General features: G+C 66.4%; 14 protein-coding genes and 1 other RNA gene. 4 read left to right on the top strand and 11 right to left on the bottom strand.

The features are described 5' to 3' along the window. Nucleotides 1–4 precede the first annotated feature (4 nt). The 4 genes from alaS to NMB43_RS15595 all read right to left on the bottom strand — a co-directional run bounded on the left by alaS (nt 5) and on the right by NMB43_RS15595 (nt 6502). Nucleotides 5–2650 (bottom strand): alanine--tRNA ligase, encoded by a 2646-nt coding sequence (gene alaS / locus NMB43_RS15580; RefSeq protein ID WP_494349078.1) that lies wholly within the window; start codon nt 2648–2650, stop codon nt 5–7. A 101-nt stretch (nt 2651–2751) separates the two neighbouring features. Beyond that, nucleotides 2752–4350 carry a methyl-accepting chemotaxis protein gene (locus NMB43_RS15585; RefSeq protein ID WP_494349079.1) on the bottom strand — a complete coding sequence of 533 codons (1599 nt, stop codon included), beginning with the start codon at nt 4348–4350 and terminating at the stop codon, nt 2752–2754. A 138-nt stretch (nt 4351–4488) separates the two neighbouring features. Continuing rightward, nucleotides 4489–5256 carry a glycerophosphodiester phosphodiesterase gene (gene ugpQ, locus NMB43_RS15590; RefSeq protein WP_494349080.1) on the bottom strand — a complete coding sequence of 256 codons (768 nt, stop codon included), beginning with the start codon at nt 5254–5256 and terminating at the stop codon, nt 4489–4491. A 10-nt stretch (nt 5257–5266) separates the two neighbouring features. Beyond that, nucleotides 5267–6502 (bottom strand): extracellular solute-binding protein, encoded by a 1236-nt coding sequence (locus NMB43_RS15595; protein ID WP_494349081.1) that lies wholly within the window; start codon nt 6500–6502, stop codon nt 5267–5269. Nucleotides 6503–6681: 179 nt separating this feature from the next. On the opposite strand from NMB43_RS15595, the gene NMB43_RS15600 reads away from it, so the two are divergent. Both NMB43_RS15600 and NMB43_RS15605 read left to right on the top strand, forming a co-directional pair. After that, nucleotides 6682–7113, top strand: a complete 432-nt coding sequence (locus NMB43_RS15600; protein ID WP_494349082.1) for a hypothetical protein — start codon at nt 6682–6684, stop codon at nt 7111–7113. Nucleotides 7114–7193: 80 nt separating this feature from the next. Continuing rightward, the gene (locus tag NMB43_RS15605; RefSeq protein WP_494349083.1) at nt 7194–7697 is read left to right on the top strand and encodes a MaoC/PaaZ C-terminal domain-containing protein; all 504 of its coding nucleotides are present in this window, start codon (nt 7194–7196) and stop codon (nt 7695–7697) included. A gap of 10 nt (nt 7698–7707) precedes the next feature. Here the strand turns inward: NMB43_RS15605 and NMB43_RS15610 are convergent, their stop codons facing one another. Together NMB43_RS15610 and recR are read right to left on the bottom strand one after the other, a co-directional pair. After that, the gene (locus tag NMB43_RS15610; RefSeq protein ID WP_494349084.1) at nt 7708–8487 is read right to left on the bottom strand and encodes a substrate-binding periplasmic protein; all 780 of its coding nucleotides are present in this window, start codon (nt 8485–8487) and stop codon (nt 7708–7710) included. Between the two features lie 94 nt (nt 8488–8581). Beyond that, the gene (gene recR / locus NMB43_RS15615) at nt 8582–9169 is read right to left on the bottom strand and encodes a recombination mediator RecR (protein ID WP_494349085.1); all 588 of its coding nucleotides are present in this window, start codon (nt 9167–9169) and stop codon (nt 8582–8584) included. A 30-nt stretch (nt 9170–9199) separates the two neighbouring features. Between recR and NMB43_RS15620 the strand changes: the two genes are divergently transcribed. Next, the gene (locus NMB43_RS15620; RefSeq protein WP_494349086.1) at nt 9200–9331 is read left to right on the top strand and encodes a hypothetical protein; all 132 of its coding nucleotides are present in this window, start codon (nt 9200–9202) and stop codon (nt 9329–9331) included. On the opposite strand, the gene NMB43_RS15625 is transcribed toward NMB43_RS15620, so the two are convergent. Further along, nucleotides 9315–9638: a YbaB/EbfC family nucleoid-associated protein gene (locus NMB43_RS15625; RefSeq protein ID WP_494349087.1), complete on the bottom strand. Its 324-nt coding sequence runs from the start codon at nt 9636–9638 to the stop codon at nt 9315–9317. The two genes, NMB43_RS15620 and NMB43_RS15625, sit on opposite strands and share 17 nt — an antisense overlap. A 5-nt stretch (nt 9639–9643) precedes the next feature. Then, nucleotides 9644–11329: a DNA polymerase III subunit gamma/tau gene (gene dnaX / locus NMB43_RS15630; protein WP_494349088.1), complete on the bottom strand. Its 1686-nt coding sequence runs from the start codon at nt 11327–11329 to the stop codon at nt 9644–9646. A 383-nt stretch (nt 11330–11712) separates the two neighbouring features. On the opposite strand from dnaX, the gene katG reads away from it, so the two are divergent. Beyond that, nucleotides 11713–13914, top strand: coding sequence for a catalase/peroxidase HPI (gene katG / locus NMB43_RS15635; protein WP_494349089.1), 2202 nt, complete (start codon nt 11713–11715; stop codon nt 13912–13914). 65 nt (nt 13915–13979) lie between these two features. On the opposite strand, the gene NMB43_RS15640 is transcribed toward katG, so the two are convergent. The 3 genes from NMB43_RS15640 to NMB43_RS15650 all read right to left on the bottom strand — a co-directional run bounded on the left by NMB43_RS15640 (nt 13980) and on the right by NMB43_RS15650 (nt 15820). Further along, nucleotides 13980–15146, bottom strand: coding sequence for a right-handed parallel beta-helix repeat-containing protein (locus NMB43_RS15640; protein ID WP_494349090.1), 1167 nt, complete (start codon nt 15144–15146; stop codon nt 13980–13982). Nucleotides 15147–15271: 125 nt separating this feature from the next. Further along, nucleotides 15272–15369, bottom strand: an RNA gene (gene ffs, locus NMB43_RS15645) — signal recognition particle sRNA small type. 37 nt (nt 15370–15406) lie between these two features. Next, on the bottom strand, nt 15407–15820 hold the full coding sequence (locus tag NMB43_RS15650; protein ID WP_494349091.1) for a globin family protein: 414 nt from the start codon (nt 15818–15820) through the stop codon (nt 15407–15409). Nucleotides 15821–15894 lie beyond the last annotated feature (74 nt).

Genomic DNA, 15894 nt, shown 5'->3' on the forward strand with positions numbered 1-15894 from the left:
CCTCTCAGGCGCGCGCGGCGACCCAGTCCTTGACCGAGGCCAGCGCGGCAGGCAGCGCGGCCGGGTTGGTGCCGCCAGCCTGGGCCATGTCGGGACGGCCACCACCCTTGCCGCCGACCTGCTGGGCCACCATGTTCACCAGCTCGCCGGCCTTGACCTTGGCCGTCAGGTCCGGCGTCACGCCCGCGATCAGGCTGACCTTGCCGTCCGCCACTGCCGCCAGCACGACGGCCGCCGTGCCCAGCTTGTCGCGCAGCTTGTCGACCGCCTCGCGCAGGGCCGGCACGTCGGCGCCTTCCAGCACCGCCGCCAGCACCTTGACGCCCCCGGCATCAACCGCCTGGTCGAGCATCGCGTCGCCCTGGCTGCTGGCCAGCTTGCCCTTGAGCGCGGCCAGTTCCTTCTCCAGTGCCTTGACGTGTTCCTGCGTCTGCGCCAGCTTGGCCGGCAACTCGGCCACCGGCGCCTTGAGCAGAGAGGCCACGCTGTCCAGCAGGGCTTCGCGTTCGAGGATCAGGTTCATCGCGTTCTCGCCGGTCACTGCTTCGACACGGCGCACGCCGGCGGCCACGCCGCCTTCCATGACGATCTTGAAGAAGCCGATGTCGCCAGTGCGGCCCACGTGCGTACCACCGCACAGCTCGCGCGAGGAGCCGATGTCGAGCACCCGCACGCTGTCGCCGTACTTCTCGCCGAACAGCATCATGGCGCCGGTCTTCTGGGCGTCCTCGATGGACATCACGCGCGCCTCGGTGGCTGCGTTCTGCAGGATCTCGCGATTGACGATCTGCTCGACCTTGAGGATTTCGGCCTCGGTGAGCGGCGCGTTGTGGGCGAAGTCGAAGCGGGTCTTGTCGGCGTCGACCAGCGAGCCCTTCTGCTGCACGTGATTGCCGAGCACTTCGCGCAGGGCCTTGTGCATCAGGTGGGTGGCCGAGTGGTTGCGCGCGGTGGCGGCCCGACGGTTGCCATTGACGCGCGCGTCGATGGTGTCGCCGATGCGGATCTCGCCTTCCACCACACGACCATGATGGCCGAACACGTCGGCCTGGATCTTGAAGGTGTCGTCCACCGCAAAACCGGCCTTGCCATTCATCAACCAGCCGGCATCGCCGGCCTGACCGCCCGACTCCGCGTAGAAAGGCGTGGTCTCCAGCACCACGACGGCGTCGTCGCCGGCGCGGATCACCTCGACCGGGCTGCCATCGACGTACAGCGCGGCAACCTTGGCGTCTTCAACCCAGATCTTCTCGTAGCCCTTGAAGTCGGTCGGCACGCCGCTGTACTCCAGGCCCTGCGACATCTTGAACTTGCCGGCCGCGCGCGCCTGCTCGCGCTGCCGCGCCATGGCCGCATTGAAGCCGGCGTCATCCACGCTCAGGCCGCGCTCGCGCAGCACGTCGGCGGTCAGGTCCAGCGGGAAGCCGTAGGTATCGTGCAGCTTGAAGGCGGTCTCGCCATCCAGCACCTTGCCCGCACCCAGCGAGGACAACGCGGACTCCAGGATTTCCATGCCATTGGCAATGGTCAGGAAGAAGCGCTCTTCCTCCTGCTTGAGTACCTCGGTGATGCGGCGCTGCTTGGCCACCAGCTCGGGATAGGCCTTGCCCATCTCCAGCGTCAGCGCGTCGACCAGCTTGTAGAAGAAGGGGCTGCGCGCGCCAAGCTTGTAACCATGGCGGATGGCGCGGCGGGCAATACGGCGCAGCACGTAGCCACGGCCTTCGTTGCTGGGCACCACGCCGTCGGCGACGGTGAAGGAACAGGCGCGGATGTGGTCGGCGATCGCCTTGAGCGAGGGCGAATCCTTGTCCACGTTGTCGCCACCGGCCGCCTCGACCTCGCGCTTGGCGGCGGCCATGAGGTTCACGAACAGGTCGATGTCGTAGTTGGTCGGCACGTTCTGCAACACGCGCGCCAGGCGCTCCAGGCCCATGCCGGTGTCGACGCTGGGCTTGGGCAGCGGGTCCATGACGTAGTTGCCGTTCTCGTCGACACGACGGTTGAACTGCATGAACACGTTGTTCCACACCTCGGTGTAGCGGTCACCGTCTTCATCCGGGCTGCCCGGGGGGCCACCCGGAATGCCCGGGCCGAAGTCGTAGAAGATCTCGCTGCAGGGACCGCAGGGGCCGGTGTCACCCATCATCCAGAAGTTGTCGCTGGCGTAGCGCGCGCCCTTGTTGTCACCGATGCGGATCACGCGCTCGGGCGGCAGGCCGATCTGCTGGGTCCAGATCTCGTAGGCCTCGTCATCCTCGGCGTACACGGTGGCCCATAGGCGGTCAGCGGGCAGCTTGAACACTTCTGTCAGCAGTTCCCAGGCGTACTTGATGGCGTCCTGCTTGAAGTAGTCGCCAAAGCTGAAGTTGCCCAGCATCTCGAAGAAGGTGTGGTGACGCGCGGTGTAGCCGACGTTTTCCAGATCGTTGTGCTTGCCGCCGGCGCGGATGCATTTCTGCGCCGTGGCCGCGCGCGAATACGGGCGCTTGTCGAAGCCGAGGAACACGTCCTTGAACTGGTTCATCCCGGCGTTGGTGAACAGCAGGGTCGGGTCGTCGCCCGGCACCACCGGGCTGGAGGCGACGATCTGGTGGCCCTTGGATTCGAAGAAGCTGAGGAAGGTGGAACGGATGTCTGCGGCTTTCATGGTGGCCCGGTCGGGTGAGGTCACGGCAAAGTGTTGAATCGCCGGATTTTACCATCCGGGCCGCCCGCCCGGCCGCCTTAGCAGCCCACGGCCGGCCCGCCTCAACCGGTCTGGCCGAGACCGGACACCCGGAAGCGCCCGGTCGCCCGCTGCAGGCCTTGTGCCACCTCGGTCAGCGAGGCCATGTCGGCGCGCGTGTGGTCGAGCTGACGCACCAGCTCGCGCGCGATGCCCGCGGCCTGCTCCACCAGGCCATGGATGCTGGCGGTGGCCGAGCTGTGCTCCTCGGTGGCGGCCGCGATGCCGTCGAGCATGCGGCTGACTTCGCCCACCGCTGGCACCATGCTGCCGATGTTGTCGTTCATCACCCCGCCCTGGTCGCGGCTGAGGGCGGCCTTCTCTTCCGCGCTGCGGATCGAGGCCACCACTTCGGCCGAGGCCAACCACACCTGTTGCAACAGTTCCTCGATGCGGCCGGTCGAGGTGGCGGTGCGCTCGGACAGCGCGCGCACTTCGTCGGCCACCACCGCGAAGCCGCGCCCATGCTCGCCGGCCCGCGCCGCCTCGATGGCGGCATTGAGGGCGAGCAGGTTGGTCTGACTGGCGATGCCCTTGATCAACGCGCTGACGTCGCCGATCTGGGTGATGGAATGGGACAGACGGCTCAACTGCTCGGCAGCCAGGCCCACGGCGCCGCCCAACTCGTCCAGGCGCGCCACCGTGGCAGTACCGATGTGACCGGCCTGCACGCCCATGTCACTGGCCTGGGCGGCGGACTGGGAGGCCTCCGCCGCGGAATGCGCGATGTCTTCCACCGCACGGCTGATCTCGCCGACGGCGCGCGTGGTCTCCTCCAACTGACGCGACTGCTCCTGCGTATGGCCGCCCAGGCGCTCGTTCTGCTGGGCCACCGAACGCGTCACGCGGTCGACATCGGCCACCGCCCGTTGCACGTCGCGCAGGATGTGTTCGAAGGCTTCGATGAAACCATTGAAATGAGCCGCCAGCTCGCCCAGTTCGTCGCGCTCGCCCGCCGGCAGGCGATGCTGCAAGTCGCCCGCGGCCAGGTGCGCAGACACCGCCGACATCGCCGCCACCCGCTTGCGGATACGCTGGCCGAAGCGGATCTGGAAGGCCAGCACGACCACGCCAGCCACCAGCAGCGGCGTCAGCACCACCCACAGCAGGTTGTCGATGCGGCGCTGGATGCCGGCCTGGCTGGCCGCGGCCTGCGTCTGGTGCGCGGCCGCATGGCGGTCGAGCGCCTGGTTCAGGGGCACGAGGTACATCGTGTAGATGCGCTCGGGGATGCTCAGTGCATCCTGCGGTGCGCTGGTGAAGATCTTGATCGCATTGTCGAAGTTCTTGTGGAAGGCCTCCCAGTTGGCCAGCACCTCCTTGTCGGCGGCCTCGCGCTGCTCGGCCGGCAGGGTTTCGCGCAGTCGCGCCCAGCGTGCGCGGACCAGCGCATCGGCGGCGCTCAGTTGTTGCGGCGTCTCGGGCGCCAGCAGGTCGGCGCGCGACACCGCCAGGGTGCTGGCCTTGATTTCGGCGAGTTGGTACAGGGTGGCCTGCCCGCTGGAGTAGTCGGCGAAAGCCTGGCGCAGGTCGGAGAGGCGATAGGCGCTCAACAGCAGCGCGATGAGCAGGGCCGCGCCATTGACGAGCGCCAGCAGCATGAGTTGACGAGAGATTTTCATCGGGAGGTACGGGACGGATGGCCTGTGAGAGGGTGGCGCGCCTCGTGAGCACGCCGACCCTTCATCGACGCCCGGACCTACGACTTAAGGGATAACCCGTATGAATTTTTCGTGACAGCCAGGCGCCTGCCGTTGCCATCAACCCGGCACGCCCAGGGGCTCGAAGATGCGATCCGGCCGGTCGGTGATGACGCAGTCCACGCCCCACTGGAACAGGCGATGCGCATGGCTGGGCTCATTCACGGTGTAGACCGCCAGGCGGTAGCCGGCCTCGCGCACCTTGCGCGCGGCCGGCTCGTCCAGGTGGTGCCCGTTCACATGCAGGGCAATCGCGCCCACGCGTTCGCAGCGGGCCTGCCAGTCGCTCGGCACGCGATCGACCAGCAGGCCGCGCGGCAGCTCTGGCGCGACCACCGCCGCGGCATCCAGCGCCGCCTCGGAAAAGGACGACAGCAGGGGCGGCAGGGCCTTGTTCCGCCAGACTTCGGCGGCCACGCGCGCGACCACCTCGCCGGTCAGCGTCTCCAAGCCAGGCGAGGGCTTGATCTCGACATTCGCGGCCAGGCCCAGCGCCTGCAGGCGCGCCGCCGCGGCGCGGAAGAACGGCAGCGGCTCACCGGCGAAAGCCGGGTGGTGCTTGCTGCCCGCGTCGAGCAGGGCAAGCAGGGTGTCCGGCGTCTGGCACACCTGGCCGCTACCGTTGGTGGTGCGTTCCAGCGTGTCGTCGTGGATCAGCACCGGCGTCTCGTCGCCCGACAGCATCACGTCGAACTCGACGCCCCGGCAGCCGGTGAGCAGGCACAGGTCCAGCCCGCACAGCGTGTTCTCCGGCGCCAGCGCTCCGCCGCAGCGATGCGCCAGCACCTTGGGCCAGGGCCAGTCGGCGAGACAGGTGCTGGCAGTCATGCCGGCTCCGTTACAGCCCGCGCGCGCGCATCACCGCGGCATCGAGCGCTTGCTTGGCCGTCTTGCTGCCGGCCCAGGCGGCATCCAGCTCTTCGGTCAGGATGCGCCGCACGCCGGCACGCCGCATGTAGGGAGTGGGCGCGGAGGCGGTGATCACCGGCTTGTTGGTCAGTTGCTTCACGGCAATACGCTGGGCGGCCATCTCGTCCTTGAGCAGGCTGCTCTCGGTGGCGACGAAGACGCCACTGCTGTTGAGCGGCAGGTAGCCGGCGCCGACCTGCCAGGCGATCTGGCTCTCGGGCGACAGGAAGTAGCTGACGAAGCGCGCCGCGGTGCGGTAGGCGTCCTTGCTGCGACCCGCGCTGGCCCACAGCGAGGCTCCATCGGCCACCGTGTTCTGCGGCGCCCCGTACGCCCCCTCGTGATAAGGCAGGGGGGCGACGCCGACATCGAACTTGGTCTTGCGCTGCAACTCGGGATAGCTCGCCGATGAGGCAATCATGATTACGCAGTTGCCGTTGACGAACTGCTCCTCGGCCTCGTCCGCGTGGCCGAAGAGCTTGAGGTAGTTGGCCTTGTACCAGGTGATCATCATCGCCAGATGCTTGACGTGCATGAGGCCGTTGGACGCCAGGGTCTCCGCCTTGCCGGCCCCGCTGGTCGTGGGCTGCGCATTCCAGGCGCCGGTGTTCTCGACGAACACCTTGATCGGTTGAGTCGTGGTGAAGGGGCACAGGTAGCGGTTGTTGGCCAGCTTGCCCAGTTCGTTCTGCCAGTCCAGCCAGGACTTGGGCAGGTTGTCGATGTCGATGCCCACCTGCTGCAATGCCGGACGATTGACGTACACCACCGGAGTGGACAGGGTCATCGGCAAGGCCTGCAGGCGACCGCGCTCATCGACCGCCAGCGGCATGACCATGCGCGGGAACTGGGTGAAGGTGTTGAGCGGCACCTGGGCCTCGCCCATCAGCTCCCACAGCGGCTTGAAGCGGCGGCTGGCCACGATGGCCGGCTCGTCCTCCTCGGCCGGCAGCACCAGATCGGCATTCTGGCGCTCGCTGTACGGCACCAGGCTCACCCGCCCGACTTTGCTGCTCTCGTTGAAGCGCTCGACCAGCTTGCCCAGTTGTTCCGCCTTGTCCGGATTCAGGGTATGGGCCAGCCGGATATCCGCCGCGCGGGCCAGCGGCAGGGACAGGGAAAGCGCCAGGACAATCAGGGCGCTACGCGTCAAAGTGGGGAACATCGGGACCTCCGTACGGCATGAATCTGGGAGCCCGGATTATAGGTGGCCACGCCGGCCCGCAGCCTCGTGCGAGCCTCCGGGCGGCGCTCGTCGTTCAAGTTCTGCTCCGCGGGGGACGTAATTCTCCATGGACACACGACCACGCGAACCCGCGCCAGATGGTCGAGCGGAGAGGAAACATGTTGCGCATACTGGGCTTGATGCTGTTGATCCTGACACTGAGCGGCTGCGACCGCCTGGGCATTCCCGATCCGGCCCGCGAGGCCGCCGCCAAGGAGGAGGAAAGCAAGGCGATCGGCGGCGCCTGCCGCCACTCGGGCCGCGCGCTGGAAGACTGCTACACGCTCAACCCCGGTGCCAGCAAGGCCGCGGTGTTCGCCGGCTGGCGCGAGATGAACGACTACATGACGCAGAACAAGATCGAGGCCATCAAGCCCGAATTCCCGTCGATGGCGATCCCGCGAAAGACAAACCGGGAAGACGAAGCCAAGGCGGAGGAAGCGGCCTCGGAACCGGCAGCCGAAGAGTCGGCCAGCGCCCGCCGCCGCGCCCGCCGCGCGGCCGCCGCTGCCGCCGCTGCCGCGCCCGCCAGCGCACCGGAAAAACACTGATTGATCCAGTCCAAGCAAAAGCGCCGGCCAGCGGCTATCTTTGCTGCAAGTGCACATTCCATCACTCGCAGGAGATTTCCATGACTGAACCGCGCTACATCGAGAACCGCACCTTCGACGAGATCCAGGTGGGCGACAGTGCCACGCTGTCACGCCAGGTGCGCCTGGAAGACGTGCAACTGTTCGCCGCCGTGTCCGGCGACATCAACCCCGCCCACCTGGACGAGGCCTATGCCCTGGGCACCCCCTTCGGCGGCGTGATTGCACATGGCATGTTCGCCGGCGCGCTCGTCTCCAACGTGCTGGGCACGCAGTTGCCTGGGCCGGGCACGATCTACATCAGCCAGGACCTGAAGTTCCGCCGCCCGGTGCGCATCGGCGACACCCTCACGGTGACCCTGACCTGCGCCGAACGCAACGTCGAGAAGAAGCGCCTGCGCTTCGAGTGCGTGGTCAACAACCAGGCCGGCGAGGCGGTGGTGAAAGGCGAGGCGGAGGTGATGGCGCCGACCGAGAAGGTACGCCGGCCGCGCCCGCAGATTCCCGTCGTGAGCCTGGACGGCGTGCCGGTCGCGCTGGGCTGAGCGCGGCCTACTACTTCGGCACCTGAACCGCCGGCCCAAAGTGCTGGCGGGCCAGGCTCTCCAGCCGCCCGGAACGACGCAACTGCTCCAGCGCGGCATGCCAGCGCGCGAGAAAATCCGCGCTGGCCTGTGGCGAGAAGGCGATGTGCACCTCCGTTTCCGACAGCACGAACTCGGTCGCCTGGACCGCCGAGGGCTTGAGCTTCTCACTGTCGAGGATGCCCTGCATCGCCAGGTCCGAGGCGATGCAGAAATCCACGTCGCCCGCCATCAGCCGGCGGAAAGCGTCGACCTGCCCGCGCACCGGCACCAGGTTGCGGAAGCCCGCCTCCTGCACCAGGGCCTGGTGTCCGCCGCCCGCCCCCACGGCGATGCGCGGCACCGCCTTGAGCGCCTCCAGGTTGCCCGGCAGCGGCGCCGAGCTGGTGCGCCGATAAGCAAACACCCGGTTGCGCAGCAAGGGGCGGATCCACTTGAACTCCTCGGTATTGCCGGTCACCTTGGCGATCGGCGCGAAGATCAAGCCAGGATGGGCGCGCAGCAGTTCGGCGGCACGCGGTAGTGGGGCGAACTCAAACTGACCCTGCAGCCCCTGCTCGGCGAGCAGCGCACTCATGAGTTCCGGAATGAAACCTTCCGGCACGCCGCGCCGGTTGTAGACGAATGGCGGCAGCTCCTGCAGCAGGATGCGCACGCCGGCGGCATTGTCGGCGGCCCTCAGCGGTGACAGCCAGCTCAGTGCCAGCGCGCCGGCTCCAGCGAGTACCGCCCTGCGGCCGATCTGCGCCACACATCCTCCCCCGGTTGCCCCAATACGCTTGTATCGACGGGCCTAAGGCCCAGTATAGGTAGTGCCGCCAAGGCCTGCCGCCGCACTGCAGCGATCAGAGCCCGCGCCGCTCAGCCAGGGCCTGGGCCAGGGTGCCGATGTCGGTGTGCTCCAGCTCGCCGCCCACCGGCACACCACGTGCGATGCGGCTGACCTTGAGGCCACGCGCGCGCAGCATCTCGCCGACGTAGTGCGCGGTCGCCTCGCCCTCGTTGGTGAAGTTGGTGGCGATGATGACTTCATTCACCACGCCATCGGTCGCCCGCGCGAGCAAGCGCTCCAAGCGCAACTCACGTGCGCCGATGCCATCCAGCGGCGAGATGCGCCCCATCAGCACGTAGTACAGCCCACGGTAGGCGTGGGTCTGCTCCATGATGGCCAGGTCGGCCGGCATCTCGACCACGCACAGCACGCTCGGGTCGCGCTCCGTACTGGCACAGCGGCTGCAGACCTCGGCCTCGGTGAAGTCATTGCAGCGGGTGCAATGCTTCAGTTGCTCCAGCGCCAGACGCAGTGTCGCGCCCAGCCGGGCCGCTCCCTCGCGGTCATGCTGCAGCAACTGGTAAGCCATGCGCTGCGCCGACTTGGGGCCGACGCCAGGCAGCACGCGCAGGGCTTCGATGAGCTGGTCCAGGAGGGACATGCGAGAAGGAATCCGGGGAGGGTCTCAAACATGCTGCAGAAGCGTAGCGAGCGGGCCGAGGTCGATGCGAGAAGCGCAGTCGTACTGGAGTACGACGAGCATCACAGGATCGAGATCGGCCCGCGCAGTAGCTTCGGCAGCGTGTTTAGAAGGGCATCTTGAAACCGGGGGGGAGATTCAGCCCGGCAGTGAAGCCGGCCATCTTCTCCTGCGTGGTCGCCTCGACGCGGCGCACGGCGTCGTTGAACGCGGCAGCGACCAAGTCTTCCAGCATTTCCTTGTCGTCCATGACCGAGGGGTCGATGGCGACGCGCTTGACGTCGTACTTGCAGGTCATCTGCACCTTGACCATGCCGGCGCCGGACTGGCCCTCGACTTCGATCAGCGCGAGCGCGTCCTGCGCCTTCTTCATGTTGTCCTGCATCTGCTGGGCCTGTTTCATCAGGCCAGCGAGGCCACCTTTCATCATGGCTGTTACTCCTGGATGGGTTTGACGGAGGCTTCGACGAGGGTGGCGTCGAAGCGTTCAATGATTTCCTGCACGAAGGGGTCGGCCTCCATGGCCGCCACCGCTTCGGCATGCCGTTGGCGTTGCGTCTCGGCATTGCGCTGGGCCGGGGTCTGGGAGGCGACCTCGCCCAGTTCGATGTTTATCTTCAGGGGCCGGCCGAGCAGTTGCGACAGCGCCTCCTGCAGGCGCGCCGGGCTGGTCGGCGTGGCCATCAGGTGCTTGTGCGCCGGCGCCAGGCGCAAGGTAGCGACTTTCTCGTCCAACGCCAGCAACTCACAGTTGTGCGCCAGCTCGCGCACCATGCCGCCCAGGCCCATCTGGCCAATCAGATCGTGCCAGTCAGGCAGCGCGGCACTGGCATCGTAAGTACGCGGACGCGTCTCGGCTGCGCGAGGTTCCGCTGCACGGGCTTCGGGTTCGCGCGCAGCGGGTGCCGGACGCGGCTCGATGGCGGCCGGCGGCGGCGCCGGGCGACTCACCACCGCCGGCCGCTCGGCCGCCACCAGGGCGGCCTGCGGGCGAGGCATAGGAGCGGCGGCAGGCCTGACCTGGCTGGCAGCGCCGGGCGCTTCCGGGCGGAAGGCATGCAGGCGCAGCAGCGCCATCGTGAAGCCGGTGTATTCGTCGGGGGCCAGCGCCAGCTCTTCACGGCAATGCACCGCGATCTGGTAGGCGAGCTGCAGGAATTCGGCGTCCATCTGCTGCGCATAGCCGGCCAGGCGCTCGCGCTCGAAGCTGTCGGTCAGTGCATTGGGCGCCAGTTGCATCAGGGCGATGCGGTGCAGCAGCGTGGCCAGGCCCTGCAGTGCAGCGTCGAAGGAGAGGCTGCGCGTCTCCATCGTGTCGGCCACCGCCAGCAGCGCAGTGATGTCCTGCGCCAGCAGTGCGTCGAGCAAGGCGTACAGATGGTCGTCGCCGACCGTCCCCAGCATCTCGATGACCTGCTCTTCCTCGACCTTGCCGGCTCCGTGTGCGATGGCCTGGTCGAGCAGCGACAGCGCGTCGCGCATGGAACCGTTGGCACCCTTGGCGAGGTGACGCAGCGCGCCCGCTTCGAAGGGCACGCCTTCCTGGCCGAGGATGTTCGACAAGTGCTCGACGATGTGCGTCTGCGGCATCTGCTTGAGGTTGAACTGCAGGCAGCGGCTCAGCACGGTGACCGGGATCTTCTGTGGGTCGGTCGTCGCGAGGATGAACTTCATGTGCGCCGGCGGCTCTTCCAAGGTCTTGAGCATGGCGTTGAAGGCATGCCCGGTGAGCATATGCACTTCGTCGATCATGTAGACCTTGTAGCGGCCGCGGGCCGGCGCGTAGGCCGCTTTTTCGAGCAGCGCCGCCATGTCGTCCACGCCACGATTCGAGGCCGCATCCATCTCGACGTAATCGACGAAGCGACCGGCATCGATTTCGGTGCAGGCCGTGCACACACCGCAAGGCGTGGCGGTCACGCCGGTCTCGCAGTTGAGGCTCTTGGCCAGGATGCGCGAGATGGTGGTCTTGCCCACCCCGCGCGTGCCGGTGAACAGGTAGGCGTGATGCAGGCGGCCGGTGGCCAGCGCGTGCGACAAGGCCCGCACGACATGTTCCTGCCCCACCAGGGTATCGAAGCTCTTGGGGCGCCACTTGCGGGCCAGGACTTGGTAACTCATGGCCGCGATTGTAGCCCGGATACCCACTGCCCCGACCGGCGCCCCGGGAAGGTCGTGATTGCGGATGCTGCGGTGCATGACTATAGGAAATGAACCCGTCTCCTGTGAGCCATTGGCATTGGCTATTGCCATCCTTCGATTAATCAATTGGATTGATTTGCAGGCAGCAGATAGATTTGATCTATCGAACGAAGGGAGGTCTCCATGAAACGCTGGTTCCACCAACAAGTAGGTCCTCTTGTGTCCGTGCTTGCCTGCCAAGCGGGTCGTTACTGAATCCGGCCGTACGCCCTCAACAACCGCCCCCAACCTGCCTTTTCTGACATATGGGACGACCGCCCCGCAGCAGTCAGTCCTCTTCACACGCAACCAAGGAGCAAGCCATGAGCAGTGAAAGCAAGTGTCCTTTCCATCAAGGCGGCGCCGCCACCGCGGGCGTCAAATCCAACCGCGACTGGTGGCCCAACCAGTTAAACCTGAAGATCCTGCACCAACACACGCCGGAATCCAGCCCCATGCCAGAAGGCTTCAACTACGCCGAAGCCTTCAAGAAGCTGGATCTGGCTGCGGTGAAGAAAGACCTGACCGCGTTGCTGACCACCTCGCAGGACTGGTGGCCGGCCGACTGGGGCCACTATGGCGGCCTGATGATCCGCATGGCCTGGCATAGCGCCGGCACCTATCGCACGGCGGATGGTCGGGGCGGCGCGGGCACCGGCAACCAGCGCTTTGCTCCGCTGAACTCCTGGCCCGACAACGGCAACCTCGACAAGGCACGCCGCCTGCTGTGGCCGATCAAGCAGAAGTACGGCAACGCGCTGTCCTGGGCCGACCTGATGATCCTGGCCGGCAACGTCGCGCTGGAATCCATGGGTTTCAAGACCTTCGGCTTCGCCGGCGGCCGCGAGGACATCTGGGCGCCGGAAGAAGACATCTACTGGGGGGCCGAAGCTGAATGGCTGGCCACCAGCGACAAGCCGAACAGCCGTTACAGCGGCAATCGCGAACTGGAAAATCCGCTCGCCGCCGTGCAGATGGGGCTGATCTATGTAAATCCGGAAGGCCCCGACGGCAACCCCGACCCGGTCGCCTCTGGCCGCGATGTGCGCGAGACCTTCGCCCGCATGGCCATGAACGATGAAGAGACGGTCGCACTCGTTGCGGGCGGACACACCTTTGGCAAGGCACACGGCGCGGGTGACCCGAAGCTCGTCGGCCCCGAACCAGAAGCCGCTCCGCTCGAAGAGATGGGGCTGGGCTGGATCAACAAGCTCGGCACCGGCAAGGGCGTGCACACCACGACCAGCGGCATCGAGGGCGCGTGGAAACCCAACCCTACGAAGTGGGACAACGGCTACTTCGACATGCTGTTCGGGTACGAGTGGGAGCTCACCAAGAGCCCGGCCGGCGCTCATCAATGGGTCGCCAAGAACGTGAAGCCCGAACACATGATCCCGGATGCCCACGATCCATCGAAGAAGCATCCGCCGATGATGACCACGGCCGACCTGTCGCTGCGCATGGACCCGGCTTACGAGAAGATTTCGCGCCGCTTCCACCAGGACCCGGCCGCCTTCGCCGACGCCTTCGCCCGCGCCTGGTTCAAGCTGACGCACCGCGACCTCGGACCGAAAGCCCGCTACCTGGGCCCGGAGGTACCGGGTGAAGACCTGCTCTGGCAAGACCCGATCCCGGCCGTGAACCACGCGCTGATCGATGCCAAGGACATCGCCGCGCTGAAGGCCAAGGTGCTTGCCTCCGGCCTGTCCATCGCGGAACTGGTCTACACCGCCTGGTCCGCCGCGGCCAGCTTCCGTGGCTCCGACAAGCGCGGCGGCGCCAACGGTGCACGCATCCGCCTCGCCCCGCAAAAAGAGTGGGAAGCCAACAAGCCGGCGCAGCTCGCCAAGGTGCTGGGCGTGCTTGAAGGCATCCAGCGTGAGTTCAACGCACAGGCCAGCGGTGGCAAACAAGTCTCACTCGCCGACCTGATCGTGCTGGCAGGCAGCGCCGCCGTGGAGCAAGCCGCCAAGGCGGGTGGCGTCAGCACGGAAGTGCCTTTCACCCCGGGCCGCGCGGATGCCTCCGCCGAGCAAACCGACATCGAGTCGTTCAAGGTGCTCGAACCCATCGCCGACGGCTTCCGCAACTACCAGAAGGCGCAGTACCGCGTGCCGGCCGAGAAGCTGCTGGTCGACAAGGCGCAACTGCTGACCCTGACGGCCCCCGAGATGACCGTATTGATCGGTGGCCTGCGTGCCATCGGCGCCACCTACGACGGCAAGCACGGCGTGTTCACGCACAAGCCGGGCACGCTCAGCACGGACTTCTTCACCCAGGTGCTCGACATCGGGACGGTGTGGCAGCCCACCTCGCCCGACGCGCAACTCTTCGAGGGGCGTGATCGCGAGACCGGCGCGGTGAAATGGACGGCCACCCGCGTCGATCTGGTGTTCGGCTCCAACTCGCAATTGCGCGCGCTGGCCGAGGCGTATGCACAGGAAGACATGAAGACCCGCTTCGTGCAGGACTTCGTGGCGGCCTGGAGCAAGGTCATGAACCTCGACCGTTTCGACCTCAAGTAAAGCCGGCGTTCAAGGCACAAAAAAGGCGCTCCCCCGGGAGCGCCTTTTCTTTGGGCCGCACCACCTCAGGGACAGGCACTCGTCGCCACGTTGCTCAACCCACGCGTGGAGATCGCGTTGATCACCGCGTTGTTGCTGCACACCACCGTTCCGGTCACCCGCGCGCCGACCTGAATGCCATAACCCTGGCTGCTGCCGGCAGGCAGCGCGATGTAACCGGGCGCGCCTTCCGGCCCGGTCGTGTTGAGGTTGATCGTGTTGCCGTTGAAGGTGTTGTTGTGACCGTAAGACACGCCATTCACCGCGTTCTCGTGCACCTGGAAGCCGTCGATCATGAAGTTGCTGCTGGCACTCGGCGTATTGGTCACGGTGTTGCCCTTGACCAGGTAGTTGTCGCCCTTCATGTCGATCACGCTGTCGCCGCTGTTCTGCCCCTTGATACCGGTGCCGATGAAGCTGTTGCCCTGGATCAGGCCGTCCTTCGTGCCTTCCTTGATGTCGATGCCCTCGGCCGCCACGTCAGGTCCGATGGTGTTGTTGAGCACCTTGTTGCGATGGCTCGCATCCGGCGTGTTGGCGCTGCCCGTGTACGTCGCCCAGTTCGACTTGGCCGACCCGAGATACACGCCCTCACCGTACTGCGGCTGCACCAGGCCGATGTTGTAGATCGTGCTGCCCTGCAGGGTGTTGTCGCAACTGAACTGGCGGAAATGCACGCCCTCGTCCTCGGTCGTGTGCACGGTCAGGTTCTTGAGCAGATTGAAATTCGCCCGGTCGGTCACGATGCCCTTCTGCGAATGGCTGACCGTGAAGCCATCCAGCACCCAGTAGTTCGCCCCGTTGAGGTAGAGGCCATAGCGCTTGCCGCTGGTCGCGTTGTTCTGCAGCACCGCGGTGGCAGGCCCGCGCAAGCTGATCGGCTGGGTCGCGGTACCGGAGCGACTGGTCACGAAGCTGCCCTGGTAGATTCCCGCCGCCAGCTCGATGGTATCGCCAGGATTGACCTCAGCCAGGGCGGCACTCAGCGCGCTCGCGGAGCTCACCTGGATCGTCCGTACACCGCCGGCGGCCGGTGTCCCGCTCATCGCCTGGCAAGATTCGGCCACGACCGCCCCGCCGGACGAGGAGGACGATGACGCAGCCGCTACCGCTTCGCCTCCCCCGCCACCACCTCCACAGGCCAGCAGCAGCAACACGGCCACGACACTCAACACGCGCGAAACAGCAGGCATCGACGACACTCCCCCGGTCAGATTCTGGACGGAAGTATAACGATTAACCTGCGGGCGGCCTGCTGCACTGCGGGCAAATAAAAAACGGCGCATTGCTTGAAAGCAATGCGCCGTTCGGTATTCGAGGCGGCGAGCCTGACCCCCGGCACTTGCAGGGAGCGGTTATGGCTGCTTCCTTCCGGACCTGACCAGGTTCCCACGCTGCAATGCGGGGAGACCCGCCGCAGCGAAGAATAGCACGCCCCCCGCCCGCCGTCTGCTTACACGGCGGAAGCGGCCGCTTCCTTCATCACGCCGGCCAGGGTGGTATAGGCCGCCGTCCAGGCCTCCTTGACCTCGTCGGTGAAAGCCGCACCAAGTCCGGCCGCCAGCGTCCACAACAGTGCGCCGCCGACGGTCTCGTAGTGACTGTCCTCCACCCCGTAACCGACGTGGCGACGCCCGAGATCCTGCACCGCTGGCACGATCTCACCAACCTTGTCGAGACGCGCAACGACGGTGGAGATCATGCTCATCAACTTGCGCCCCTGTTCGGCCATGTCGGCCGTGAACAAGTGCTTGAGCGCGGGATCGAGTTCGAACAGCCTGCCGTAGAACAGTTCGGCGGCCTGGGTCTGGATCGGCAGCACCTGCTGCCAGGACGACTGCACGAGGGCGACTTGTTGCGGGGTCATGGGGCGCTCCTGTTTTTGGGGTTGGACGACAATCATCACCATGCGTCGCTCGGCATGCAGCAAACGTGCCCAAG

This window comes from Uliginosibacterium sangjuense, assembly GCF_059132465.1.